Origin of the sequence: Fulvivirga ulvae (genome assembly GCF_021389975.1) — a bacterium.
GTDB classification, from domain to species: domain Bacteria; phylum Bacteroidota; class Bacteroidia; order Cytophagales; family Cyclobacteriaceae; genus Fulvivirga; species Fulvivirga ulvae.
Map to the genome: position 1 here is coordinate 577,936 of NZ_CP089981.1, position 25,418 is coordinate 603,353.

Below are 25,418 nucleotides of genomic sequence, written 5' to 3' on the forward strand. Positions count from 1 at the left end.
TCAGAAAAGTGCTGTTCTCTTCTAAAAGTAGGTATTTGTTGTCATTAAATGTTAAAAAATCATCAACACGGACATCGGGCTACTTCTGAGAAGCCAACCCAATGCCCATGCAGAATCAACCTTATTTTGCCCACCAAAGCTCAATATCCTGCTGATCAGGCCCTTGCCTTGTCAATGCATCCTGCAGGTTAGCGCCATTGGTGTTCTTTTCATTGCTTCCGTATCGCATTCTTTGAGGGTAAACACCATTGATCTCTCCGAAACCATAGATATCCGGATCATCAACACCATCAGCTACGTCCGTAGGATAACCCGACTTACGTACCACTGACCAGGCCTCAAAGCCATCGGTGTAGCTTGCTATCCATCTTTGAATACTGACCTGCTCAAGCATCTCATCGTTAGTACCGGCTAGTGTGGCTGGAGCAGTTCCTAAAAAGGTGGTTATATCCTCTTCTTCCACATCCCATAGGAGCATAGCCTGTCTGATACCTTCCTGATAAAGTGTGTTGGCATCACCACCAAACCCTTTCAGTGCAGCCTCTGCCCTTAGGAAATAAGCTTCGGCTGCGGTCAGTATAAGCTCAGGGAAGATCTCACCGCTATTTTTGGCCCTGGTGATGATCTCAGCAGGTTTTGAGAAGAAATTATAGTTTGCGAAATAGTAGCTGGTAAGATTTAGCCTTGAAGGCTGTCCGATATAGTGTGTGTTTTCAGGCATAGTTATTTCCACTTTGTCTTCACCTTCCACTACTACGTCGGCAGTGCTGTAAACCACTCCGGCATCGTCCAGGTTAGACAGCATGAGATCCAAAGCTTTCTGCTCAGCAGCATCAGCCGGTTTAGGTAAGATTAAAGTACCTCCTTCGGCAGGTGTAGCATACTTCTCCAACCTGGGGTCTGCATTGTCCCTGAGCATATCGATAAGCGTTTTGCTCACAGTCCAGTTTGAACCCAGACCAAAGTTGTGCCATACATCTCCATAGGCGGCACTACCCCATTGTGAAATCACCTGGTCCTTGATCAACAAAGCACTTTCTTCCTGAGTTTCGATCAGGGGACTTGCAAGCGCCTCGGTGATGGCGGTACTGGCAAAATCAGCACCAGAAGCACCATAGGCCCTGAGTCCCATTCTTAATTTCAGAGTATTAGCCAGCTTCTTCCACTTTTGCAGATCACCACCGTAGTACAAGTCGTTTGGACCTAAATCTTCCAGGGCTTCCCCTGTAGCCGTAGCATCGCCAATGGTAGCCATTGCTTGGTTCAGTTCAGCAATCACACCCTGATAGATATCTTTCTGGGTGTCGAATTTTGGGCTCAACACATCAGGATTTCCGGCCTCAGAATAAGGCACTTCCCCGAAAATATCAGTAAACTTCTGGTAGTACAACCCCTTAAGAATAAGCCCGACAGCATGCATTTTATCATTTTCAAATTCACCACCTGCTGCTGTCAGATCCAGATATGTATCAATACCTCTGAGATAGCCTGCCTGCCAGTCCCAGGTCGCATCGGTATAAGCCCCATCATAGGAGTACCCAAGTTCATCCGTCCACCATGATCCGTCGAAACCAAAACAGAAGTGCCCTGCATACCGATCGCCATGGACAAGAGGCCCTCTCCAATATGGATAACGATCTGGTGCAAAAAGCTTAAACTGAGGATTGGTTAAAAAGTATCGGCCACTGGCCTGATCAGCAGTTACTGCACCCGGCTTCTTGTTCATATCATCAAAATCTGACGTACATGATGCCAGCACGATGAGCCCTAGTGTTAATGCTTTATTATATATAGCTTTCATTACGATTTACTTTTATATTAAAAATCAATTGTTACGCTGAAGCCATAGCTTCTGGTAGTAGGCAGATTGTAGAACAGCACGCCCTGGCCAAACGAGGTGGTACTGTAACTTGACTCAGGGTCGAAGTTGTCAATCTTCTTAGTCAGAAAGAACAGATTTCTCCCGATAAGACCTACTGATGCACCTTTGATAAATGTATTACCAATAATGCTATGAGGGAATCTGTAAACCAATGACATCTCTCTCATACGCACGTTGGTCTGATCGTAAACATATTCTGAAGCAGGCAATGCTCCAAAATACTGTTGTGCGGTAATATTTGACGTATTCTGCTCATAAACGGGCTCTTCGGCAGTACCTGTATTTACAACAGCATCCAGTACAACTCCATCAGTTCGGTATTGCAGTGTTCTTTCTGATGCACCAGATGCATCCAACGCAGCATCAGCTCCTGAAAATACTTCTCCGCCTATTCTTGCATCAATTAAAAACTTAAATGACAGGTTCTTATAAGTAAAGCTATTAGAAAGACCCCCTACCCAGTCTGGCTGATAATTACCCAAGTAGACCCTTTCAGAACCTGAAACCGGTATTCCGGCAGCATTAACTATGATATTACCATTAGGATCTCTAGCATAATCGGTCCCATAAATATCTCCAAAACCACCTCCTGCTGTTGCCTGTACCACCACAGCTCCACCATTGGTAGTACTGAAGGCATAATTATCTACATCCTCAATCAGCTCAACCAGTTCATTGGTGTTATGAGCCATGTTAAGTGAAATATCCCAAGTGAAATCAGGGGTTTTGATTGGAGTACCTCCTATAAGCAATTCAACACCTTTATTGGTCATTTCTCCCACATTTGTATTGTAATACTTGTATCCGGTGTTTTCCGAAATCCTAACTCCCCAAATCAGATCCTCTGATTTGATGTCGTAGTAAGTAAAGTCTCCATAAATTCTGTTGTTTAGCATTTTCCACTCCAAACCAAACTCAATGGTTGAAACCTGCTCTGGCTTGATATTAGGATCATAAAGCGTCTCTTCTCTAAATAAAGAGGTACGACCCAAATATCCCTGAGTATCAAGTGTGTAAGTATTAGCAAGCTGGAATGCATCCGTATCATTACCTACCTGGGCCCAGCTTGCACGCACTTTAGTGAAGTTTAGGAAATTTTGATTGCTGTCAATAAACTCGTTGATCAAAACCGATAAACTGGCTGATGAATAGAAATAGGAGCGGTTATCCGACGGAAGCGCTGAAGACCAGTCGTTTCTTGCGGTTACGTCCAAAAATAATGTTTCTCTGTAGGCGATCTGGGCAGAGCCGTACAGTGAGTTAACTTCTTTGGGTGTTCTGAAAGAATACTCAGGAAACAAATTAGTGGCACTTGGTAAGGTAGCTTGTGTCGGTATCTTAAACCCGTCACCTCTCACTACATAGCTCTCATCTTCTTCATACCGGTGATTACCTCCAAAATTCGCAGAAAACGCAAGGTCTCCTCCAAAATTCTTATTGTAGCTTAACAGGAAGTCCGCATTGATCTCTTTAGACTTACTGGTTCCGTAACTGAACCGGCCGGTTCCGTAAAACCAGTGACCATAGCTATTTACTGTTTCAATATTCTGATCAGTGAAGTCTCCACCTATTCTGGCAAAAGCTGAAAAATTATCGGTAAACTGATAGTCCATTTTGAAAAATCCGTACGTTCTGTTCCTCACATCATCATTACGATCATTATTCAGTACCCAATAAGGATTTGGTGTATCGGTTGCCAGGTCTCCCTCGGGCGTTAGCCTGTACGACCTTACCGCAAAGCTTCCATCCTGTTGAAAATCCTTCAGGTCGCTAAAATCTATATTTCTCGGAACAGAGTAGATGTTAGCTACAACTCCTTCCGTACCTAATGTGGCACGGTTGTGCCCTTCAATATTGGCATAAGTGATCTTACTGTCGAAAGAGAGTTTATCGGTCAGCTTCACAAAGCTTCTCAGGTTGAAATTATGCTTACTGATGTCTGAGTTAGGTAAAATAGAGTTGGCCTGGGCATTGGTATAAGAAAATCTCACACTTGCATTTTCGTTACCGCCGGTTAAGCTCAGGGTATTGATAACGTTGGAACCTGTCCTGAAAAAGTCTTTAACATTATCCGGCTGAGCAGCGTAAGGACGATTTTCCCCTGTAAAGTATGGCTTCGAGCTTCCATCCAGAGGAGCTCCCCAGGAGCTACCACTTGTCAGGTCATGACTACCCTGCGATCCCTGTCCATACTCATTCTGAAACTCCGGCAATACTAAAGGCTTGTCAAACATTACACTGGATGAAAAGCTAACACCGAGACCTTTTCTATCGGTCCCTTTTTTCGTAGTTATTAGTATTACACCGTTACTGGCTCGTGATCCGTATAAGGCAGCAGCATTAGGTCCTTTCAACACTGAAATAGAAGCTATATCATCGGGGTTGATATCTGCGATACCGTTACCATAATCAGCCCTTGAGTATTCATCTGCAATATCCTGGTTAGATGATCCAAAACCTGCATTATCCATGGGAACTCCATCTACAACATAAAGAGGTTGGTTGTTACCTGTAAGGGAGTTGTTACCCCTGATGATCACCCGCGTGCTGCTTCCGGGGCCAAAGGTGTTGGGTGAAACCACGATACCGGCAACCTTACCGGCCAATGAATTAATGACGTTGGTTTCTTTAACTGTCGAAACTTCTTCTCCGTCAACTTCAGTCAGCGAGTAACCTAAAGCTTTCTTTTCTCTTTCCACACCTAATGCGGTAATCACAACCTCTGTCAGTTGAGTAATGTCAGGCATCAGTGCCACATCAATAACAGATTGATTGCTTACAGGAATTGTCTGTGATTCATAACCGACAAAAGAGAAGAAAATGCTTTGGTTCTCTTTTACCTCAATTTTGTAATTTCCATCAGAATCGGTGATAGTACCATTGGATGTACCCTCGACCAAAACTGTCACTCCTGGTAAAGGTTCGTTTTCACTGGCATCAATGACTTTACCAGAAACGACCACCTGGGCTTTTGCCTGTATAATAAAGCAAAACCCAATGACCATTATAAAAAGTAGTTTTTTGAACATAGTATATGGGGTTTAGTTTTGATAACATGCATTAATACTAGAAAAAGAAAAACACAATTCCAACACAAACATGCATATTCATGCATATTCATGCACATTTATATGTTTAAATACTAAAATAAAATTATATAATTATATAATTAATGTTCAAACATTTAATATTCACACATAAACTCAAGCTTAAAACCCGCACCAAAGGAGTAAATGCAAATATTTAGGCTCTTACCATCAACACATTACAACAAAAACACGCAAAACATTGCAGGTTTGTGCGCTTTTATTCGTTATATTTAGGAATTCGTATTTTTGATTGAAATTCAGATTAACCTCAATCATCGATAAATGTTAAAAGAAGAACGGCACAACTATATACTACACCTTATCAGCCTGTATAATAAGGTACACTCTAACACGCTGAGCAAAAAACTTAATGTTTCGGAAGACACTATTCGCAGGGATCTTAAAGAACTGGCCGAAAACGGTTTTGTAAAAAAGGTGCATGGTGGTGCTATGGCAAACCCACATATCACTTCGGCCCAGATCAACCCCACCCGCAATGAAGAACTACTAATTATCGCCACCAAAGCAAAAGAGTTTATCAAAAATGATGAGGTGATCATTCTTGACGGCAATCCTGTTAACTTGATACTGGTTGATCTCCTGCCCCGGGACCTTAATGCACTAGTATTTACAAACTCACTGGCCATAGCTACCAAGCTTTGTGAATTCCGCAATCTGGAGGTTATCTTCCTCGGTGGAAAGATCATACATAAATCACTGGTGAGCGCCGGTCTGGAAGTAATCAACTACCTCAAAGATATCCATGCTGACCTTTGTCTTATTGAAGCTCCCAGCATTCACCCGGATATAGGCATTACTGGTGGTGACAGGGAACTGGCATTAACAAAAAAAGCGTTCATTGATGCTTCTCGAAAAGTGATAGCCCTCTGCCTTTCGGGAGCCATCAGTCGAATCCAGCCGTTCAAGATCGATGATATACTCAAGGTGCAAACGTTGATCACCGAAATCAACCAACCTAATGACGCACTTCAGATTTTTATTAATAAAGGCATAAAAGTAATATAGAACTCATGGTAAAAGGATTAAGCATATGTATGGTTAGTTTAATATTCGCCGCTCAGGCAGTAGCACAGGACAATACTGATTATGTCAATCCCTTTATCGGCACTTCCAATTATGGAGCCACGCACCCCGGCGCAGTATTACCGGCAGGCATGGCATCTGTCACGCCTTTTAATGTAGCTTATAAAAAAGGGGAGGGCAATGTATTTGAAAAAGACAGCGAGTGGCATTCCAGACCGTATGTACATGAAAATAGTTTCCTGACAGGCTACTCCCATGTTAACCTGAGTGGCGTGGGCTGCCCTGAGTTGGGGAGCATCCTGCTGATGCCGATAACAGGCGCTCTGGAACTGAATCCGGAAAAATACGGCACTGCCTATACCAAAGAGCGGGCCTACCCGGGCTATTACTCTAATCATTTAACCAAATACAACATCAAAAGTGAAGTGAGTGCCACACTGAGAACTGGCATAAGCCGGTATACTTTCCCGGGTGGAGAGGCACATATATTATTAAACCTTGGCCTGGGACTCACCAATGAAACCGGGGCCATGCTTAGAATAGTTTCTGACACGGAAGTAGAGGGGTACAAGCTGATCGGCACATTTTGCTACAATGCGGAAGATGTAAGGCCGGTATATTTCGTAGCAAACTTCAGCAAGCCTGCCGTTAATTACGGTGTCTGGAAAAAAATGCCTGAATATAAAGCTGAAGCCGCCTGGACGAAATACAGTGAACAGTACAAACCTTACTACAACTACCACCACGAAATGGCCGGGGATAACGTCGGCGCTTTTTTCTCCTATAATACCCATAAAGGGGAGACCCTTGATGTGAAAATTGGCATTTCATATGTCAGTATTGAAAATGCGCGTGAAAATCTGGAAAAAGAGCAGCCCGGCTTCGATCTTGACCATGTTGCCTATAAGGCGAAAAAGGCATGGTTTGAAATGTTAAAAAGAATAGAGGTTCAGGGAGGTACGGACAAAGAGAAAACAATCTTCTATACCGCATTGTACCATACCCTGATCCACCCTAACATCATTCAGGATGTAAACGGAGATTACCCACTTATGGGAACACATGGCACAGGTAATACCAAAGGCAATCGATATACGGTCTTCTCCCTGTGGGATACCTACAGAAACCTGCATCCCCTACTATCCTTAGCCTATCCGGAGCTCCAATCAGGTCTTGTTAAAAGTATGCTGGGCATGTACAAAGAGAGTGGCTGGCTTCCCAAATGGGAATTGCTGGGTATGGAAACAGAAGTTATGGTGGGCGACCCGGCAACGCCTGTAATTGCCGATACTTATTTAAGAGGAATCAGGGATTTCGACATTGATCTGGCCTATGAGGCAATTAAAAAATCTGCTATGCCACAGAAAGATGGTAATAAGCTTCGCCCGGGCCTGGAAAAATATATTGAGCTTGGCTACATTCCGGAAAATACCTACGACGGCCTTTGGGGTACGGTATCCACATCTCTCGAATATAACATTGCCGACTGGAACATAGCACAACTGGCCAAAGCATTGAATAAAGACAAGGATTACAAGTATTTCAGCAAGCGGGCATTGAGTTACCGCAATTACTTTGACAAATCTACAGGCATGTTGCGCCCGCGGATGAAAGACGGCTCCTGGCTTACACCTTTTGATCCCAAAGCAGGTGCGAATTTCGAACCTGTAATTGGTTTTGTAGAAGGTAATGCCTGGCAATACCGGTTCTATGTACCGCATGATATCCCCGGCATGATCAGGCTGGTAGGCGGCGACAGACCATTCTCCCGGATGCTTCAAACCTGTTTTGATGAAAACAACTACGACATGGCGAATGAACCTGACATTACCTACCCTTTTCTTTTCAACTATGTAAAAGGCGAAGAGTGGCGCACACAACAAAAGGTAAGGGAGTTAATTGAGAAGCACTATACCAATGCGCCGGAAGGAATACCCGGTAATGATGATACAGGCACACTTTCGGCCTGGCTTGTCTTTAGTATGATGGGCATTTACCCACACTGCCCCGGTGATATGACCTATGCCCTCACCAGCCCTGTCTTTGATCAGGTCACCATTCATCTGAACGACAAATACTACAAAGGCAAAACCCTGATGATCAAGGCAGAAAAAAACAGTCCCGATGCTCTTTATATAGATCAGATGACCTTAAACGGAAAGCCATTCAATAAATATTTTATCTCCCATCAGGAACTGACAAACGGCTCCAATCTCACTTTTAAGCTCAAGGATAACCATCAATAGATTATGAAGTTGAAAATTATCTTCTATACAATAATTTGTTATACTCTTCTTCAAGTGCCGACGGCTTGTGCCCAAAACACCGGATTTGAGTATGCCCCAAAAGATTATATATGCCACCACACCCGGAAGCCTCTGACTATAGATGGCAAACTGAATGAAGAAGACTGGAAACAGGCTCCCTGGACTGACGATTTTGTGGACATTGAAGGTGATGCAAAGCCCAAACCACTTCACCGCACGCGGGCCAAGATGCTATGGGACGACCAATATTTTTACATAGCTGCTGAAATTATCGAACCAGACATCTGGGCAACGTATGACCAGCGTGACATGGTCATATTCCATGAAAATGACTTTGAAGTTTTTATTGATCCTGATGGTGATACTCACCAGTATTACGAGTTTGAGATCAACGCCCTGGGCACCTATTGGGACCTGATGCTGATCAAGCCGTACCTGAACGGTGGCCCTGCCATCGACTCATGGGACATCCGGGGGCTGAAAAGTGCCATTCAAATCCAGGGCACTCTGAACAACCCCAATGACAGGGACAGGCTTTGGATCGTGGAACTGGCTTTTCCATGGGCAGTGCTTGAAGAAGCGGCTTCAAAAGGCAAAAAGCCACAGGATGGCGACCACTGGCGGATCAATTTCTCCCGCGTTAACTGGCGGATTGTCAATGACGGCGGTCAATACAGGAAAGAGATCGATCCGGCTACAAACAAACCTTACCCTGAATATAACTGGGTGTGGTCTCCTCAGGGGGTTATTAACATGCACCTCCCTGAAATGTGGGGCTTTGTGCAGTTTAGCAAACAGCATGCGGGTACGAGTGAAGTGGCCTTCAAACCAAACCCCGAAGAGGACATTAAGTGGCTGCTAAGGAACCTTTACTATGCTGAAAAGCAATATTATGAACAGCATGGCGTCTACACGGATGAACTAACAAAACTAAACCTGCCCGAACATATCAGGCAGAAAATAGATCAAAAACCTGAGATTGAAACAACCGAATCATTATTTGAGATAAAATACCCGGCAATAGAGAAAGGAATGGAGTGGCATATCAAGGCAGACGGGGAAATCTGGAAAACACCAAAACAACTGTCAAAATGAAAAAAAGAGAATTCCTTAAAACTTTAGGCAAGGGCAGCCTGGCCATTTTAAGCACAAATACCATCCTGCAAGCCTGCGCAAACCAGGCCAGCAGTGAAGCTGCAAAAACTTCTGTTATTGATGCCTCACTCAATTCAAAAAACTGGACCTGGGTAACACCGCAACTGGGGTTGTCTACTGACGATTGGAAGAAGAAGCTTTCGATGGTGAAGAGTTCAGGGATCGATGCCATACTGCTTGAAGTTTATAACGGCAACCACACTTTTTACGACAACGACCGGTTTCCTGTGGAAGAAAAGCTGCTGGAAAAGCTGGTGCCAATCTGCAAAGAGCTGGATATGGAGTTCCACGCCTGGATGTGGACCATGCCCTGTAACAATGAAAAAATAGTGAAAGAGCATCCGGACTGGTATGCGGTAAACGGATTAGGACAATCTGCCGCCACGCACCCCGCGTATGTGGACTATTACAAATTTTTATGCCCCTGCAACCCTGAAGCCCAGGAATTTGTAAGAAAGAACGTCGAATCCCTCGCACAAATCGATGATATTGATGGCGTACATCTCGACTATGTACGGCTCCCTGATGTTATTCTGGCAGAGGCATTACAGCCGAAGTACGATATAGTACAAGACCGGGAGTATCCGCAATATGACTATTGCTACTCCGAATACTGCCGCAATCAGTTTAAAGAGCAAACAGGCATAGATCCGCTCAAAGATTTGAAAGATCCTTCTGCCAATGAGGAATGGAGACAATTCAGGTATGATGCCATCACCAACCTGGTAACAAAAAAGCTTGCCCCGGAAGCAAGAAAATATAACAAAATGATCACGGCCGCCGTGTTCCCGAACTGGCAAATGGTAAGGCAGCAATGGGGCAACTGGAACCTCGATGCCTACTTGCCCATGTTGTACCATAACTTTTACAACGAGGATATTGATTGGATCAAAGAGCATACAATTAAAGGTATTGCCCGCATGCAAACCAAAAAGCCTCTGTACAGCGGCCTTTATATTCCTTCATTAACACCGAAAGAACTCCAGGAAGCCTATAAAGTAGCCCTGGAAGGCGGAGCTGGCGGTATATCCATTTTCTCGATGGACCAGGTCAGCGATGCCCACTGGAAAGCACTTTCTGAAGTTACAAAAAGCTAATATTACTATGAAAACCCCCATATTTTTAATTGTTATTGGTTTGCTTTTGGGATGTGACAAAACACCACAGACATCGCAACCGAAAAGCAGCAACACACCCATATCAAAAGAGCTTGTGAACCTGGTCAACCCGCTGATGGGCACCGACTCCGAGTTCAAACTTTCCAATGGCAATACCTACCCTGCCATTGCCCGCCCCTGGGGCATGAATTTCTGGACCCCGCAAACAGCAAAAATGGGCGACGGCTGGACTTACGCTTATGATGCCTATAAGATCCGGGGCTTCAAACAAACCCATCAGCCCAGTCCGTGGATCAACGATTATGCTGCTTTCTCGCTCATGCCACTCACTGGTAAGCTGGAAGTGAATGAAGATAAACGGGCTTCATGGTTTTCGCATAAAGCAGAAGAGGTCAGCCCTCACTTTTACAGTGTTTATCTGGCTGATTATGATGTAACCACGGAAATAACCCCAACTGAAAGGGCCGCTTTTTTCCGGTTTACATTTCCAGAAACAGAGAATGCCTACATCCTGCTGGATGCCTTTGATATGGGAAGTATGGTGAAGATCATCCCGGAAGAGCAAAAGATCATCGGGTATTGTAAAAACAACCACGGCGGTGTACCGGAAAACTTCAAAAATTATTTTGTAGTACAGTTCGACAAACCTTTCGAAGTCTATCATACCTGGAAAGATTCTACCCTCAACCGGAATGCTACTTCCGCAGAGGCCAATCATGTAGGAGCAGTTATTGGCTTTAAAACTGCAAGAGGCGAAAAGGTCAATGCTAAAGTAGCCTCCTCTTTCATCAGTCACGAGCAGGCCTGGCTAAACATGGAAAGAGAGATAGGGCAAAAGAGCTTTGAGGATGTTAAAGAGGAGGGCGCCAAAGTATGGAATACCGAATTGAACAAGATAAAAGTCAAAGGTGGCACCACTGATCAGCAAAAAACTTTCTACTCCTGCTTATACCGCACCCTGCTGTTTCCGAGGAAGTTTTATGAGATCAATGCCAGTGATGAGATTGTACACTACAGCCCTTACAACGGCCAGGTGCTTCCCGGATATATGTTTACCGATAACGGCTTTTGGGACACCTTCAGGGCAGTATTCCCCTTTTTCACGGTTATGTATCCGGAGCTAAACAAGCAAATTATGCAAGGCCTGGTCAATACCTATAATGAAAGCGGCTGGCTTCCTGAATGGGCCAGTCCGGGCCACCGGGACTGCATGATCGGCTCGAACTCGGCCTCGCTTATTGCCGATTCATACATTAAGGGAATACATGACTATGATATAGAAACCTTGTACCAGGCCATACTCAAAAATTCCCGGCAGGGACACCCTGACCTGAGTTCTGTAGGGAGGCGTGGTGCTGAGTATTACAACCAGTTAGGCTATGTGCCCTATGACGTTGGTATCAATGAAAATACCGCCAGGACTTTGGAGTATGCCTATGCAGACTTCTGTGCCTGGCAGTTGGCCAAAGCCCTAAACAAACCAGAGGAAGAGGTGAGTCTGTTTGCCAAAAGATCCGAAAATTTCAGAAATGTGTTTGACAAGGAATCAAACCTCATGCGCGGAAAGAACAAGGATGGGTCGTTTCAAAAGCCATTCAACCCACTCAAATGGGGCGATGCTTTTACAGAAGGTAACAGCCTGCACTACAGTTGGTCAGTATTTCAGGATGTACAAGGGCTTATCGATCTGATGGGTGGCAGAAAGGATTTCATTTCCATGCTGGATACCGTATTCACCATGCCGCCTGATTTCGACAACTCTTACTATGGCTTCACTATCCATGAGATCCGTGAAATGCAGATTGCCAATATGGGCAACTATGCACATGGCAACCAGCCCATACAGCACATGATCTACCTGTACAACTATGCCGGGGCGCCCTGGAAAGCCCAAAAACATGTCAGGAATGTAATGGATAAACTCTACAGCCCTCAACCTGATGGCTATTGTGGAGATGAAGACAATGGACAGACTTCTGCCTGGTATGTGTTTAGTGCTATGGGATTTTACCCGGTCACTCCCGGTTATCCGTCTTATGTGATTGGCAGCCCACTGTTTGACGAAGTCACTTTAAGTCTTGAAAATGGAAATTCATTTGTCATCAAAGCAGCAAGCAACAGTACGGATAATGTCTTCATTGAAAAAGCATCATTGAACGACACCCCACTCAATAGGCCATGGATCAAGCACGATGAGATCATGCAAGGTGGTGAACTGACATTCAGGATGAGTGAAAAGCCCAATAAAGAATGGGGGGCTTCCGTAGAAAATCGCCCGCCATCTATGAGCGAACCAGTGATCATTGAAAAGAACCAGTAGAACACAGGAGCTGTGAGATATACCCGATTTATCATATTGCTAATGATTATTGCGTGCCAAAAGCAGCCTGAGAAAGCTGCTGAGGCTGAGGATAATGTTTTGTCTTACGTTGACCCTTTCATAGGCACAGGAGGCAAAGGCAAAACATATCCCGGGGCTTCCGTTCCTTTTGGCATGGTACAGCTGAGCCCTGATAACGGACGAAGCGGCTGGGATTGGATATCGGGTTATTTTTATCCCGACTCTGTAATTGCAGGCTTTAGCCATACGCACCTGAGCGGCACCGGAATAGGTGACTTGTACGATATATCTTTTATGCCTGTCTCCTACCCTTTACCCCAGGAGCGCTCCGATTCATTAATTAAATCAGTTGGTTCTCCTTATTATTCATTGTTCAGCCATGATAAGGAAAAAGCCAGTCCGGGCTATTATCAGGTTTTCCTTGAAGATTACGGCATCAATGTAGAACTAACAGCAACCAAAAGAACAGGATTACAAAAATATAGTGTCAGCAATAAAGACAGCCTTCAAATAGTTCTCAACCTCGGTTATGCCCGCAACTGGGACAGCACCACCGACACTCACATTGAAGTAATTAACGACAGCCTCATCGCCGGCTACAGAAAATCAACCGGCTGGGCACCAGATCAAAGGGTATATTTTTCTTCTGTTTTTTCCGAAGCTTTTGAAGGAGTTGCCTTATACACCGGTGACTCTATTGTTAACAGCACACAGGCAACCGGCAAAAACCTGCAAGGTGTTTTTACCTTTAAAACATTGGAGAAGGGGCACATAACCATAAAAACAGGTATATCCTCTGTGAGCGCAGAAAATGCTTTGTTTAACCTGACATCAGAATCTGCCAGACTTTCTTTTGACGAGGCAAAAACCTTTGCCGCTGACACATGGGGCAAGGAACTCAATAAGATAAAGGTCACATCCGGAGATACTCAAAGGCTTACCTCTTTTTATACAGCCCTTTACCAAAGCATGCTGGCCCCCACATTATTCTCAGACATTAACGGACAATATAAGGGTGCTGATGGCAATATACACCAGGCACAAGGATATGACCGCTACACTACTTTTTCCCTTTGGGACACTTTCCGCGCCGAACATCCGTTGCTCACCATCCTCCATCCGGACAGGGTGGACGATTTTATCAATTCTATGCTTGCGCACTACGATGAGTATGGCTACCTGCCCGTATGGGACCTTGCTGGCAATGAAACCAACATGATGATCGGCTACCATGCGGCACCTGTTATTGCAGATGCCTACCTGAAAGGCTTGAGGGGTTTTGATATCGAAAAAGCTTATAATGCCATAAAAAAAAGTGCCGAAGCCGATCATTTCGGACTCAACAGCTACAAAAAGCTGGGCTACGTAGCGGCAACGGATGACAATGAATCGGTATCCCTAACCCTGGAATATGCTTACGACGACTGGTGCATAGCGCAGGTGGCCAAGGCTCTCAATAAACCCGATGAATATGAACGTTATCTATCAAGAAGTGAAAACTATTTGAACCTCTTTGATCCGGAAACCAAGTTTATGCGGGCAAAGGATTCCCTGGGCAACTGGAAAAGTAATTTCAATCCGACGCAGTACAATAGCGGAGACTATATTGAAGCCAATGCGTGGCATTACACGTGGTTTGTACCTCACCAGCCGGAGAAGCTGGCGGAACTTATGGGGGGAAAAGAGGCGTTCAGAAAAAAATTAGATGCTTTATTCAATACTCCTCAGTCAGACAGCCCTGTTCCTGAATGGATATCGGGCTATATTGGCCAGTATGTGCATGGCAATGAACCCTGTCACCACATCCCATACCTGTACAACTATACTGACCAGCCCTGGCAAACCGGGAAAAAGGTAAGGGCTATTATGGATCAACTATACAAGGCCGAGCCTGCAGGACTTTGTGGCAATGAAGACTGCGGCCAGATGTCAGCATGGTATATATTTTCAGCGTTAGGCTTCTACCCGCTCGACCCTGCAAGTGGTGAATATGAGCTGGGCGTACCTCTTTTTGAAGAAGTGAGCCTGACTCTGCCCGGCGATAAAAAACTCTTGATCCGCGCTGAGGGATTATCGGACAAAAACAGGTACGTAAGCAACGTTACGTTCAACGGAAAAGAAATTAACACGCATAAGATCTCCCATGAACTATTATCCAGGGGAGGCGAACTGATTTTTTTAATGGCAGAAGAGCCGGCCAGAAATACTTTTGATTAATATTACTTTGATTTTTATATGAAAAACAAAAGCCCCTACATCGAAGTACAAACCTCCACCAAATCCTGCTGGGAAGGGTGGAATAAAATTGCTGATACTTTAAATGCCAAAATCAAATCCCTTCACTCGAGGAAGATCATCATTACTGTGGAGTGCTACCAGGGCACTTATGAAGATATCAACCTGCGGGAATTGAAAAAGAGGATACCTGTAAATGCTACCTGCACCTCCAGGGACGTGTTCAAAAATGAAGAAGAGATCAACAGGCTATGCGAGAAAGACCTTGCAGGCATGCCTTTTTCAGCCAAAGCTTCTACCAACGATATTGAGGACTATTTTGATCCCAACAAGCTGGCCGCCCTTAGACAAAATATTGATTTTATAGAAGAGGGTGTCATTCTCATCTTTGGTGTAGGTGCCAGTAAGATCTGCACTCCCGATATACTCATATATGCTGACATGTCAAGATGGGAAATATTACAGCGATTTAAAAGAAATGATGTATCGAATGTCGGGGTTTCGAATAACAACCTGTCCTTCGACTTGCAGTACCGCTGGAGTTATTTCATTGATTGGAAAATTTGTGATAAATTGAAAAAGCAGCTTTTAGGGCAGTGCGATTACTTTCTGGAAACCAATAATTGGGAAAAACCTAAGCTTGCCACGGGGGATATTATCAGGGAAGCCCTCATTCAGTCTACAACGCAGCCTTTCTTTACTGCACCATTCTACGATCCTGAACTGTGGGAAGCCAATAACTATATACAGGAGCAAAAGGAAGATGAGTTTTCCTGGGTATTTAATTGCGTTGCTGAAGAAAACAATATTCTTTTCAGGATCAATGGCTACCTGATAGAAGTACCATCGATCAACGTCATCTATATGGAACCCAAAAGACTACTTGGCGATACCGTTTATAACCACTTTGGCTCTGAACTTCCTATAAGAATGGTGTTTATCGATAACCTTGATGGAGCCCAGGAAAATCTACATATCTACCCGGACATCGATTTTCTTAAAGACAATTTTGGTGTTTACTATAGCCAGGGGGAGACTTTTTACATTATGGATACCAATCCCGGAGCCAGGCTAAGGTTGGGGTTTAAAAAGGAAATAAACAAGAAAAACCTGCCCGAACTCCTGAATAAAAACAATTCGATCAGCAAGACAGCGCTGGATAAGTGGCTGAACACTGTAAGCGTGAAAAAACATGATCACATTAACATCCCCGCCGGTTTGGTTCACAGTCATGGGAATAACACTATGATCCTCCGTATAACTTCCGCACCGGATATTTTCAGTTTTAAGATTCCGGAAGACATTCTGGACCCGGATGAAATGGGCCAGACATCTGCTGGTATGGCAACAGACAGACTGATTCCGGTGCCGATCTCTGAGGATACCATTTATGATCAGTATTATCACCCATCCGACACCACAGGTAGTACCTCAAATGAAGATATACTTAATCAGGAAGGAGATCAACTAAGCATTAAAAGGCTTTGGTTTGAGGACAAGCTACTCCAACAAACCAATGGGTGCATACAGGTATTGAACCTTGTAGAAGGCGAAGAAGCTATTGTAGACAGTCCTCAAAATAAGTTCAAACCATTTGTAGTACACTTTGCAGAATCGTTTATTATACCTGCCGGAATTACGGAGTATACTATAACTCCGACGGTTAAGCATAAAACGTGCGCAGTGCTGAAAATTTCTGTTTAAAGTCTACTCGCTTATGACCTGATCCGGTGCTTTCATGGGGAGCTTAAAGCTGAATACTGAGCCTTTACCAGGCTCACTGGTAACTTCTACCCTGGACTTATGGACTTCCATGATGTGTTTGACGATGGCCAACCCCAGGCCTGTACCACCTTTTTCACGCGAACGGCTTTTATCCACACGGTAAAACCGCTCAAAAATCCTTTTTATATGCTCTGGGGGTATCCCTTCTCCGGTATCTTTTACCTTGGTTATCACATGCGAATTTGTGACCTCGAAGTCAATGACCACTTTACCTTTTCTATTTGAGTATTTTACGGCGTTACTAACGAGGTTGGTCACCACCTGGTTGATTCTTTGCCAGTCTGCATAAACCTGAACCTGCTCAGGAGCACGTTCAGCTATTTTGAGTTCAATATCTTTCTTCTCTGCCTTATTTTCAAACTGATCGATTACCTCTTCAGTAAGTTGCCTGATATCAAAAGTCTCAAAATGCATTTTGATCTCACCGGTTTCAATCTGCGACAGAGTCAGCAGGTCCTGCACCAGGATATCAAGTCCGTCAAGGCTTTTTGCTGCTTTCTTCAGAAACCTGCTCCTTACACTTTTGTCCTTTACTGCTCCATCAAGCAAAGTATGTACAAAACCCTGGGCAGCAAATATTGGAGTTTTGAGCTCGTGACTCACATCTGCAATGAACTCCCTCCGGAAAGCCTCGAGCTTCTTAAGCTCATCGATTTCCTTTTGTTTCAAAGCAGCATAAGAAAAAATCTCCTCGTTAATCTTCTTTAAAGGATTGAACAAACCGGACTTATTCTGATCGATTGTAGTTAATTCGCTATCTCTTAGCTTATCAAGCAGACTGTATATTTTATTAATCTCACGAAAAATCAGAAACTCGAGTATGATAAAGCCCAGCAGGTAGGTGGAAGAAAGGCTAATAAGAAAAGTAACCACCAAAGCGTTACTACTTACCTCTTTAAACAGAGAAAGGAAAGAGGTGGTAACCACTGCAATGCAAAAGGCCAGAAGCACTGCAATTAACCTGGAATTAAATACCATATGCTAGTTAAGGCTGAACTTGTATCCTACACCTTTGATCGTTTTGATGTAGTCATCTCCTATTTTTTCTCTAACTTTTCTGATATGAACATCCACTGTCCTTGCTAAAACATAAACATCTGATCCCCAAATGTTTTGTAACAATTCGTCACGGTCGAATACTTTATTGGGATTTTGTGCCAGAAAATACAGAAGCTCAAACTCTTTTTTAGGAAGCGATACTTCATTTCCCTTCATCTGCACAGTGTAGCTGGTACGGTCTATAACCAGATCACCGATAGATATTTGATTTGTTACCTCTTTTTTCTTTGTATCTCTTCTGAAGAAGGCATTGATCCTGCTCATCAATGCACGCGGCTTAATAGGTTTGGTGATGTAGTCATCGGCGCCAACATCGAAAGCTGCCACTTCCGAATACTCCTCCGAGCGGGCGGTAAGGAATATAATGAATGTACCAGATATGTCAGGTATCTCCCGTAATTGCCTACAGGTTTCCACACCATCTTGCCGGGGCATCATGATATCCAGCAGAATAAGGTCAGGCTTGAATCTCTTGGCGATTTCAACACCTTTTACACCATCCAGTGCAGTTTTAACTTCGAATCCCTGCTTTTCAAGATTGTATTTCAGCAGCTCAAGAATTGCTTCTTCATCATCCACAACAAGCACTTTATGGCCTTGCTTGTTTCCCATAGTTTATTCTCTTTAATTGAATTTCGATTCAATATTACTACAAACAATAAATAAAATTATAGAGAAAATTCTTTATTAAAAAGTTAATAAAGATATATTAACAATTCCTTAATCGTTACCTTTTTCATATTTGATAATATCTATTTCAACTGCTCCCACAAACATCTCAGCTTTAATCTTTATTGGCACTTTATTTCTGTCATCGGAAATCCAGACTTTAACGGAATTCTCACCATCAAACAGACTGTTTTCAGGCATTATAGGCGACAGCACAATAGATTTGATAAGCCCCAGCTTGGTTTTTACGTTTTCTCTGCCCACAAACCTGATCTTAAAGTCGTAAACTTCATCGTCAAAGAAAGCGTCTATTTTTATAATGTCACCCTCCTTAAGTTTATCAAATTGCAAGGTCCTTATGTAATAATAACCGCTGACGAGATCCTGAATGTTATTGGGTACATCAAAAGTTTCAACAGGTCTCCATTTCTGTTTTTTATTGTCAAAAGTCTTCACCTTCGCCTCTTTAGTGCTGTGATCAAACTCTACAATTTCATTTTTTCGGTATTTTCCTTCCTCTATTACCCTGTAAAACTTTTGTGTCACTATGGCTCCGGTGTCCAGGTAAGTCCCCCAGTTATCCCTGATCCGCAAAAAGAGGTCAAACATCCCTATGGATTTACCATAAACATCAATTTTAAAACACGGCCGGTTGTTTACATTATATATTTCATCGCTGATCACCATCCTGCCTTCGGCAGCGTGCACAAACCCGTAATGCGCCTTGTACTCGATGACCTCTCCACGTACAAAGCAACTATTATTGATTGTACGATACTGGTGCTTATGATCACCCTTAATAAATGAACATAGCAGAATTATAATAAGTATAGATGAAGGTATTTTTATCATTAGACGTTTCCTCACCATTGAAACTTACAAAAAAGGATGTTTTTTCTTTAAGTAAGCTATAAATTCATTTAAATTACTATTAAATTTTTGTGTATAAAGGTCATCCAGATTGTTTTGCCTGGACCTGTAGCGCATAAACGACATGAAGTAGGTATTATTGGGCTGATACCCTTTGATCCCCTGCAGGTAATCTGCCTTGTTGAGTTTCAATGTATCTAGCTCCTGCATAATATGGGCTATCATATCCTCTTTCTGCATTTTCTTTTCTTCCTCCTCAATATTACCAAAGGCACTGTACAGTACTTCCAGGCTGTCAGCACCCCTTAATATATGTTCAATATAGTCCTGCTCATCTTCCACCTCTCTGGCATATGTTTTATACTCCTGCGAATCCTCTCCGTATTTATCCTTTAAGAACCGGTAAGTTCCCTTATCTGCAATAAAAGAAGCCAGGTTTTCATTGAACTCGACACTATCTTTAACAAAAATAGTGGCATGAACTAATTCGTGAATGATCAGGTTGGCCAGATCTCCGGTATTACGATAAAGCATATTACTTAAAATAGGATCTTTAAACCACCCTAGTGTAGACCACCCTCCCACTGTTCTCACCCCGGCATCATAGCCTTCATCCTTGAGCTCTTCCATGGTTTTATTGGCATCTTCTTCAACAAAAAAACCTTTATAAGGCATAGTGCCCACTACAGGAAACTTCCACTCTTTAGCTTCAAAGGCATATGGTTTGCTTCCCGTTACTACCCAAAGCACCGGTTTGCCTTTTTGATCATACATGGCGGTGTAGTTGTCGCTGTCATTAAGCCCAAGTTCATCAACTGCATACTCCCGCACTTCCTGAATGAAATATAACTTTCGTTTCACGCTGTCTGCCACAGCTGGATCTGCCAGGTAATCTTCTACAGATCTGGCATTCCAGACAATATGTAGCTGCCCGCTGGCCTGTTTCAAACCGTAAACCACAAGGTCAAAGTTCCAGATTATCAATATCACCAAAACTACCGATATGGCTAACGTAACTTTTTTGATCATCTGTGACTCCGTTTTCTTAACAGAAAAAAATCTGTTGTATAATTGATATAAAACCCGTGAGAAAATTCAAAGTTCCCATTACCCATATCATAAAACGGTTCCAGCCTGGTAGTAAGCCAAAGCTGATCGGTAACTCTGAGATTGTGAGTAAACCTAAAAATTAACAACTCCCTGACTTCCTCGACCTTTTCGGGACTCTTGAATGTAGAGGACACAGATGGGTAAAGCTGCCCGCCTGCTATGGGGATAAACTCATGACCACGCCAATAGCTGGTCATAAAATCTATATTAGCTTTGGTCTTCATGCCGGCGTTCAGATACCAGCCACTCCCGTCTTCATATGGCTGAATTACCTCCGTAGAGAAGTCTTCATGAACAACATAGTAGTTGTCGGTGCTAATACTTTCTATAAAACTTCCTTCCCTACCGGTAAACTCTAGCTTAAATCCTGCTGCAGTATTAGTATAAGTCTGCAAAGGCGCTGGACTACTGTCAATCTGGCCTCCGTGGTGTTTAACTAAAAACTGTACAGGTATCCATAACCGCACTTGCTCAGTTTTAAGGACATTATAGTTAAATGACAGGCCTCCTGTAATTTCCTCCTGATCATTCTCCCCTTTGTAGATCATATGTTGCCAATCAATCCATCCGTCTATAAATAAGTGATCTTTATTTACAATCACCTGTATGCCGTTTTCGAGTCGGTTGTTCAATACTTTTTCAAAGTCATAAAGAGGTTCGATAAGCCTGTGAGAAATGCTCCCTTCCAGATTACCGAAAATAATCCTGGTATGGCCATGTAGATATTCAAGCGAAAAAGTAGGGGCAATTTCTTCATACCCATCGCTGCCAAAATCCTTTTGAAGATAAATACCAGCGGTTAATTTAAAATTCGGCGCCGGATTATAACTCAGGTAAGGATTGAGCTGGTAGCCAAAAAGGGTATAACCGTCCGCTATATCGTTAAAGTACTCGTTGTTCTTAAAGAAACCCAAAGTATTAATTCCTAAAAACAGTGAATTGGAATCTGCCGGATTAATCTTCGATCGCTGTTCAAATGGTCTGTTATCTAACTGTGCCCTTACCTGTAAGGATGCTGCCAGGAGCAGCAATACACCTAGTCTGGATTTCATATTAAGGTTTTGCTGCAATATAAAAAAGTGATCCCAAAAAGCGGGTCAGGTCAAAACAATTTTTGGATTGCTATTTAAGTTTTATGCCTAGAACTTAGTAACTTCACCGCTTTGACGATTAATAATAACCACATTTGTAATGGCTGAAAAGGACGAAAAATTAAAAGCACTTCAATTAACAATTGATAAACTGGAAAAAACCTTTGGAAAAGGTGCAGTGATGAAGCTAAGTGATGAGCGGGTAGTGGATGTACCAGCCATCTCCACGGGATCCTTAAGCCTTGACCTGGCATTGGGTGTTGGCGGAATTCCTAGAGGAAGAGTTATTGAAATATACGGCCCTGAATCTTCAGGTAAGACTACTTTGTCTATGCATTGCATAGCCGAAGCTCAAAAGAAAGGTGGCCTTGCAGCATTTATTGATGCCGAACACGCCTTTGACAGGGTATATGCAGAAAAATTAGGCATTGATACCGAAAACCTGCTTATCTCTCAGCCAGATAGTGGTGAACAGGCGTTGGAAATTGCAGAGCACCTGATACGTTCGGGAGCTATTGATATTATCGTAATTGACTCGGTAGCTGCCCTTGTACCAAAAGGTGAGCTTGAAGGTGAAATGGGTGACAGTAAAATGGGTCTCCAGGCCCGATTGATGTCTCAGGCACTGAGAAAGCTCACAGGAACTATCAATAAAACCGGCTGCGCATGCATCTTCATCAACCAGTTGAGAGAAAAGATCGGCGTGATGTTCGGAAACCCTGAAACAACTACCGGTGGTAATGCCTTGAAATTTTATGCTTCTGTACGTCTCGACATTCGCAGAATAGGCCAGATTAAAGAAGGGGCTAATGACATTACCGGTAACCGTACCCGTGTAAAAGTGGTAAAAAACAAAGTTTCTCCTCCCTTTAAAGTAGTAGAGTTTGACATCATGTATGGCAAGGGAATTTCCAAGGTTGGTGAGATCATAGACCTGGGTGTTGAGTTAGAGGTGATCAAAAAGGCCGGCTCATGGTTCTCGTATGATGGCAATAAGTTGGGACAAGGACGTGATGCGGTAAAGACATTGCTCGAAGATAATCCTGAACTAATGGATGAACTTGAAGCCAAAATTAAAGCTAAAATCAAAGGTGAGGATCTGGAAAAACCAATACCGGCGCAGGAATAGATAATACTGGCTCACAATTTAAAATTCTTAATTCACTGTTTTAAGAATTGTAGAAATTTCATATCCCGGCTCAAGATATTTGTGCCGGGATATTCTTTTTTAATTGGACCTGATAGCTATTACAGGATCGAGTCTCGCAGCAAGGGCAGCAGGGATAATTCCGGAGACTGTACCAATAGCAGCAGACACCCCCAGTCCAAGAACGATGTTTTTCAACGAGAGTACCACTTCAAGGCTCCCCATGGGGATAAAGGTGATCAATAGCACAAGCACCAAACCAGCAGCCCCACCAATAACACTGAGAAATATAGCTTCAAACAAAAACTGAAATAAAATAAAATAGTTTTTAGCTCCCAGTGACTTCTGAATACCAATAATATTAGTTCTTTCTTTGACTGATACGAACATAATGTTAGCTATGCCAAACCCTCCTACTAATATTGAGAACCCTCCAATGATCCATCCCGCAATGCCAAAAACATCAAAAACACCTCCTATAACATTCGCAATAGCTTCGGGCCTGTTAAGCGCAAAATTATCATCTTCACGCGGCTTAAGGCCCCGTTTGGTTCTCAACAATCCGGTTATCTCGTTTTCAAGTTCTACCAGCCCGACATCAGTATCATAGCCTTTGACTCCAACAGCTGACCCAATTTCATTAATCGCTCCGGTACCTGTCTGGTAGAGTTTTCTAAATGAATTATAGGGGATTATAGCTGTATCATCATTACTAGGGGTACCCAAAAAGCTCTCTCCCTCCCTTTTAATAACACCAATTACCATGAAATTCAACCCACTCATTTTCACTTCCTTACCCAGGGGCTCCTCACCGTTAGGAAACAGCGCTTTAGCCAGGTTATCACCAAGTATAACAACATTACGACCTGCTTCGACCTCGGTTCTTGTAAAATATCTTCCTGAGGTGATATTGGTTTCAAAGATATCGCTATAGCCAAAACTACCTCCCCGGAGATCCACTTCACTAATGCTGTTATTCTTACGTTTTATTGTAATGTTACTTTTAACCGCAAAAACAGCTATCCCATTTTGGTTTTTCAGGTTTGTCTGTAAAAACTTGTACTCATTGTAGCTGGCGTTAGGGCGGCTCATAAAATCCCACCACTTGTACTCTCCGTTGGCATCCGGAGTATACGGCCATTTTTCTACGTAAATGACTCCGGCCCCAAGGAACGAAAAACTCTCTTTGATATTTTTCTCGAGCGAATCGACCAGAGTAAACACTGCTATAATGGCAAAAATACCTATGGTAACTCCCAATAATGACAGTACAGTCCGTAGCAAATTCATCCGCAGGGCATTCCACGCAAACCTGAAGCTTTCCAGTATAAGTTTTATTAACACTATCGTAATTTTATTTTAAAGTATATTAAGTAGCGAACCCTTATTTGTCAAATAAATATCTATCTTTGCAAGCTAATTTTTTATTACTAACCCTTTTATTTAATACCGTAATATTAAATATGAAATTATCAGAATTCAAGTTTGATCTACCAACCGGACTGGTTGCCTTATATCCGGCCGAAAACAGGGATGAATCTCGCCTGATGGTAGTGCACAAGAGCACAGGCGAAATTGAACACCGCACTTTCAAGGATGTTGTAGAGTATTTTAACGAGGGAGATGTACTTGTAAATAATAATACAAAAGTATTTCCTGCGAGGCTATATGGAAACAAAGAGAAAACCGGAGCAAAAATTGAGGTTTTCCTGCTGAGAGAGCTTAACCAGGAGATGCATCTTTGGGATGTACTTGTTGACCCTGCACGTAAAATAAGGGTAGGCAACAAATTATACTTTGGAGAAGGCGACCTTGTTGCCGAGGTAATAGATAATACTACCTCTCGCGGAAGAACTATCCGTTTCCTTTATGACGGAACTGATGAGGAGTTTTATAAAACTATAGACAGCCTGGGAGAAACCCCTCTTCCAAAATATATAAAAAGAGAAGCGGAGCCTGAGGACCGTGAGCGTTTCCAGACTATTTATGCAAAACATAAAGGAGCTGTAGCAGCTCCAACTGCAGGTTTGCACTTCACGAAGCAGCTCATGAAGCGCCTTGAGATCAAAGGTGTAGACCTGAGTAGCATTACACTTCACATCGGTCTGGGCACTTTTCGACCAGTGGATGTTGAAGATCTTACCAAACACAAAATGGACTCTGAAAATTTCAGGGTAGATGAACAAACGGTAGGAATAGTAAACAAAGCCCTGGATAATAAGAAAAGGGTATGTGCAGTAGGCACTACTTCCATGCGTGCACTGGAGTCTTCGGTATCTGCAAGTGGCAGACTTAAACCAAAAGAAGGATGGACCGACAAATTCATCTTCCCTCCTTACGATTTCAAGATCTGCAATGCCATGATCACTAACTTCCATATGCCTGAGTCCACTTTACTTATGATGGCAGCAGCATTCGGAGGATACGATCTGGTAATGAAAGCATACGAAACTGCCATTAAGGAAAAATACAGGTTCCTTACCTATGGCGATGCCATGCTTATTGTTTAAAATTTCAAAAAATCATATAATTTAGTCGGATGGCCCAAAGCCATCC

At 43.1% G+C, this 25,418-nt stretch carries 17 protein-coding genes; 9 read left to right on the top strand and 8 right to left on the bottom strand.

Annotation, left to right across the window (positions count from 1 at the left end):
* Positions 1–121: 121 nt before the first annotated feature.
* Positions 122–1,801 carry a SusD/RagB family nutrient-binding outer membrane lipoprotein gene (locus LVD17_RS02500; RefSeq protein WP_233764555.1) on the bottom strand — a complete coding sequence of 560 codons (1,680 nt, stop codon included), beginning with the start codon at positions 1,799–1,801 and terminating at the stop codon, positions 122–124.
* Between the two features lie 17 nt (positions 1,802–1,818).
* Positions 1,819–4,911 carry a SusC/RagA family TonB-linked outer membrane protein gene (locus LVD17_RS02505; RefSeq protein ID WP_233764556.1) on the bottom strand — a complete coding sequence of 1,031 codons (3,093 nt, stop codon included), beginning with the start codon at positions 4,909–4,911 and terminating at the stop codon, positions 1,819–1,821.
* Positions 4,912–5,253: 342 nt separating this feature from the next.
* On the opposite strand from LVD17_RS02505, the gene LVD17_RS02510 reads away from it, so the two are divergent.
* From LVD17_RS02510 to LVD17_RS02540, 7 genes are read left to right on the top strand one after another with little or no spacing between them, the layout of a single operon-like run.
* Complete coding sequence (locus tag LVD17_RS02510; protein WP_233764557.1) at positions 5,254–5,997, top strand: DeoR/GlpR family DNA-binding transcription regulator; 744 nt, start codon at positions 5,254–5,256, stop codon at positions 5,995–5,997.
* A gap of 29 nt (positions 5,998–6,026) precedes the next feature.
* Positions 6,027–8,261, top strand: a complete 2,235-nt coding sequence (locus LVD17_RS02515; RefSeq protein ID WP_233764558.1) for a GH92 family glycosyl hydrolase — start codon at positions 6,027–6,029, stop codon at positions 8,259–8,261.
* A gap of 3 nt (positions 8,262–8,264) precedes the next feature.
* A complete protein-coding gene (locus LVD17_RS02520) occupies positions 8,265–9,377 on the top strand; it encodes a carbohydrate-binding family 9-like protein (RefSeq protein ID WP_233764559.1) in 1,113 nt (370 codons plus the stop codon).
* The gene (locus tag LVD17_RS02525) at positions 9,374–10,534 is read left to right on the top strand and encodes a family 10 glycosylhydrolase (RefSeq protein WP_233764560.1); all 1,161 of its coding nucleotides are present in this window, start codon (positions 9,374–9,376) and stop codon (positions 10,532–10,534) included. The genes LVD17_RS02520 and LVD17_RS02525 overlap by 4 nt, the downstream gene beginning before the upstream one ends.
* A gap of 7 nt (positions 10,535–10,541) precedes the next feature.
* Positions 10,542–12,875, top strand: a complete 2,334-nt coding sequence (locus tag LVD17_RS02530) for a GH92 family glycosyl hydrolase (RefSeq protein WP_233764562.1) — start codon at positions 10,542–10,544, stop codon at positions 12,873–12,875.
* Between the two features lie 12 nt (positions 12,876–12,887).
* Entirely contained in the window at positions 12,888–15,113 is a 2,226-nt protein-coding gene (locus LVD17_RS02535) for a GH92 family glycosyl hydrolase (protein WP_255702555.1), read from the top strand.
* 18 nt (positions 15,114–15,131) lie between these two features.
* Positions 15,132–16,835, top strand: coding sequence for a class I mannose-6-phosphate isomerase (locus tag LVD17_RS02540; protein ID WP_233764564.1), 1,704 nt, complete (start codon positions 15,132–15,134; stop codon positions 16,833–16,835).
* Positions 16,836–16,838: 3 nt separating this feature from the next.
* On the opposite strand, the gene LVD17_RS02545 is transcribed toward LVD17_RS02540, so the two are convergent.
* The 5 genes from LVD17_RS02545 to LVD17_RS02565 all read right to left on the bottom strand — a co-directional run bounded on the left by LVD17_RS02545 (position 16,839) and on the right by LVD17_RS02565 (position 21,676).
* On the bottom strand, positions 16,839–17,894 hold the full coding sequence (locus LVD17_RS02545; protein ID WP_233764565.1) for a sensor histidine kinase: 1,056 nt from the start codon (positions 17,892–17,894) through the stop codon (positions 16,839–16,841).
* Between the two features lie 3 nt (positions 17,895–17,897).
* Complete coding sequence (locus tag LVD17_RS02550) at positions 17,898–18,587, bottom strand: response regulator transcription factor (RefSeq protein ID WP_233764566.1); 690 nt, start codon at positions 18,585–18,587, stop codon at positions 17,898–17,900.
* 108 nt (positions 18,588–18,695) lie between these two features.
* Positions 18,696–19,496: a DUF3108 domain-containing protein gene (locus LVD17_RS02555; RefSeq protein ID WP_233764567.1), complete on the bottom strand. Its 801-nt coding sequence runs from the start codon at positions 19,494–19,496 to the stop codon at positions 18,696–18,698.
* Between the two features lie 24 nt (positions 19,497–19,520).
* Entirely contained in the window at positions 19,521–20,543 is a 1,023-nt protein-coding gene (locus tag LVD17_RS02560; RefSeq protein WP_233764568.1) for an aminopeptidase, read from the bottom strand.
* Positions 20,540–21,676: a lipid A deacylase gene (locus LVD17_RS02565; protein ID WP_233764569.1), complete on the bottom strand. Its 1,137-nt coding sequence runs from the start codon at positions 21,674–21,676 to the stop codon at positions 20,540–20,542. The genes LVD17_RS02560 and LVD17_RS02565 overlap by 4 nt, the downstream gene beginning before the upstream one ends.
* A 139-nt stretch (positions 21,677–21,815) precedes the next feature.
* Here LVD17_RS02565 and recA point away from each other — a divergent pair, with 139 nt between their 5' ends.
* Positions 21,816–22,844, top strand: coding sequence for a recombinase RecA (gene recA, locus LVD17_RS02570; protein ID WP_233764571.1), 1,029 nt, complete (start codon positions 21,816–21,818; stop codon positions 22,842–22,844).
* Between the two features lie 99 nt (positions 22,845–22,943).
* On the opposite strand, the gene LVD17_RS02575 is transcribed toward recA, so the two are convergent.
* On the bottom strand, positions 22,944–24,209 hold the full coding sequence (locus LVD17_RS02575; RefSeq protein WP_233767917.1) for an ABC transporter permease: 1,266 nt from the start codon (positions 24,207–24,209) through the stop codon (positions 22,944–22,946).
* Between the two features lie 116 nt (positions 24,210–24,325).
* Here LVD17_RS02575 and queA point away from each other — a divergent pair, with 116 nt between their 5' ends.
* Positions 24,326–25,372: a tRNA preQ1(34) S-adenosylmethionine ribosyltransferase-isomerase QueA gene (gene queA / locus LVD17_RS02580; RefSeq protein WP_233764572.1), complete on the top strand. Its 1,047-nt coding sequence runs from the start codon at positions 24,326–24,328 to the stop codon at positions 25,370–25,372.
* Positions 25,373–25,418: the final 46 nt, after the last annotated feature.

Excerpts from the sequence above, each read along its gene's own strand:
- LVD17_RS02550 (WP_233764566.1), bottom strand. The coding sequence starts at position 18,587 with ATGGGAAACAAGCAAGGCCATAAAGTGCTTGTTGTGGATGATGAAGAA.
- LVD17_RS02530 (WP_233764562.1), top strand. The coding sequence starts at position 10,542 with ATGAAAACCCCCATATTTTTAATTGTTATTGGTTTGCTTTTGGGATGT.
- queA (WP_233764572.1), top strand. The coding sequence starts at position 24,326 with ATGAAATTATCAGAATTCAAGTTTGATCTACCAACCGGACTGGTTGCC.
- LVD17_RS02540 (WP_233764564.1), top strand. The coding sequence starts at position 15,132 with ATGAAAAACAAAAGCCCCTACATCGAAGTACAAACCTCCACCAAATCC.
- LVD17_RS02500 (WP_233764555.1), bottom strand. The coding sequence starts at position 1,801 with ATGAAAGCTATATATAATAAAGCATTAACACTAGGGCTCATCGTGCTG.
- LVD17_RS02520 (WP_233764559.1), top strand. The coding sequence starts at position 8,265 with ATGAAGTTGAAAATTATCTTCTATACAATAATTTGTTATACTCTTCTT.
- LVD17_RS02505 (WP_233764556.1), bottom strand. The coding sequence starts at position 4,911 with ATGTTCAAAAAACTACTTTTTATAATGGTCATTGGGTTTTGCTTTATT.
- LVD17_RS02525 (WP_233764560.1), top strand. The coding sequence starts at position 9,374 with ATGAAAAAAAGAGAATTCCTTAAAACTTTAGGCAAGGGCAGCCTGGCC.
- LVD17_RS02565 (WP_233764569.1), bottom strand. The coding sequence starts at position 21,676 with ATGAAATCCAGACTAGGTGTATTGCTGCTCCTGGCAGCATCCTTACAG.
- recA (WP_233764571.1), top strand. The coding sequence starts at position 21,816 with ATGGCTGAAAAGGACGAAAAATTAAAAGCACTTCAATTAACAATTGAT.
- LVD17_RS02515 (WP_233764558.1), top strand. The coding sequence starts at position 6,027 with ATGGTTAGTTTAATATTCGCCGCTCAGGCAGTAGCACAGGACAATACT.
- LVD17_RS02555 (WP_233764567.1), bottom strand. The coding sequence starts at position 19,496 with ATGATAAAAATACCTTCATCTATACTTATTATAATTCTGCTATGTTCA.
- LVD17_RS02560 (WP_233764568.1), bottom strand. The coding sequence starts at position 20,543 with ATGATCAAAAAAGTTACGTTAGCCATATCGGTAGTTTTGGTGATATTG.
- LVD17_RS02510 (WP_233764557.1), top strand. The coding sequence starts at position 5,254 with ATGTTAAAAGAAGAACGGCACAACTATATACTACACCTTATCAGCCTG.
- LVD17_RS02545 (WP_233764565.1), bottom strand. The coding sequence starts at position 17,894 with ATGGTATTTAATTCCAGGTTAATTGCAGTGCTTCTGGCCTTTTGCATT.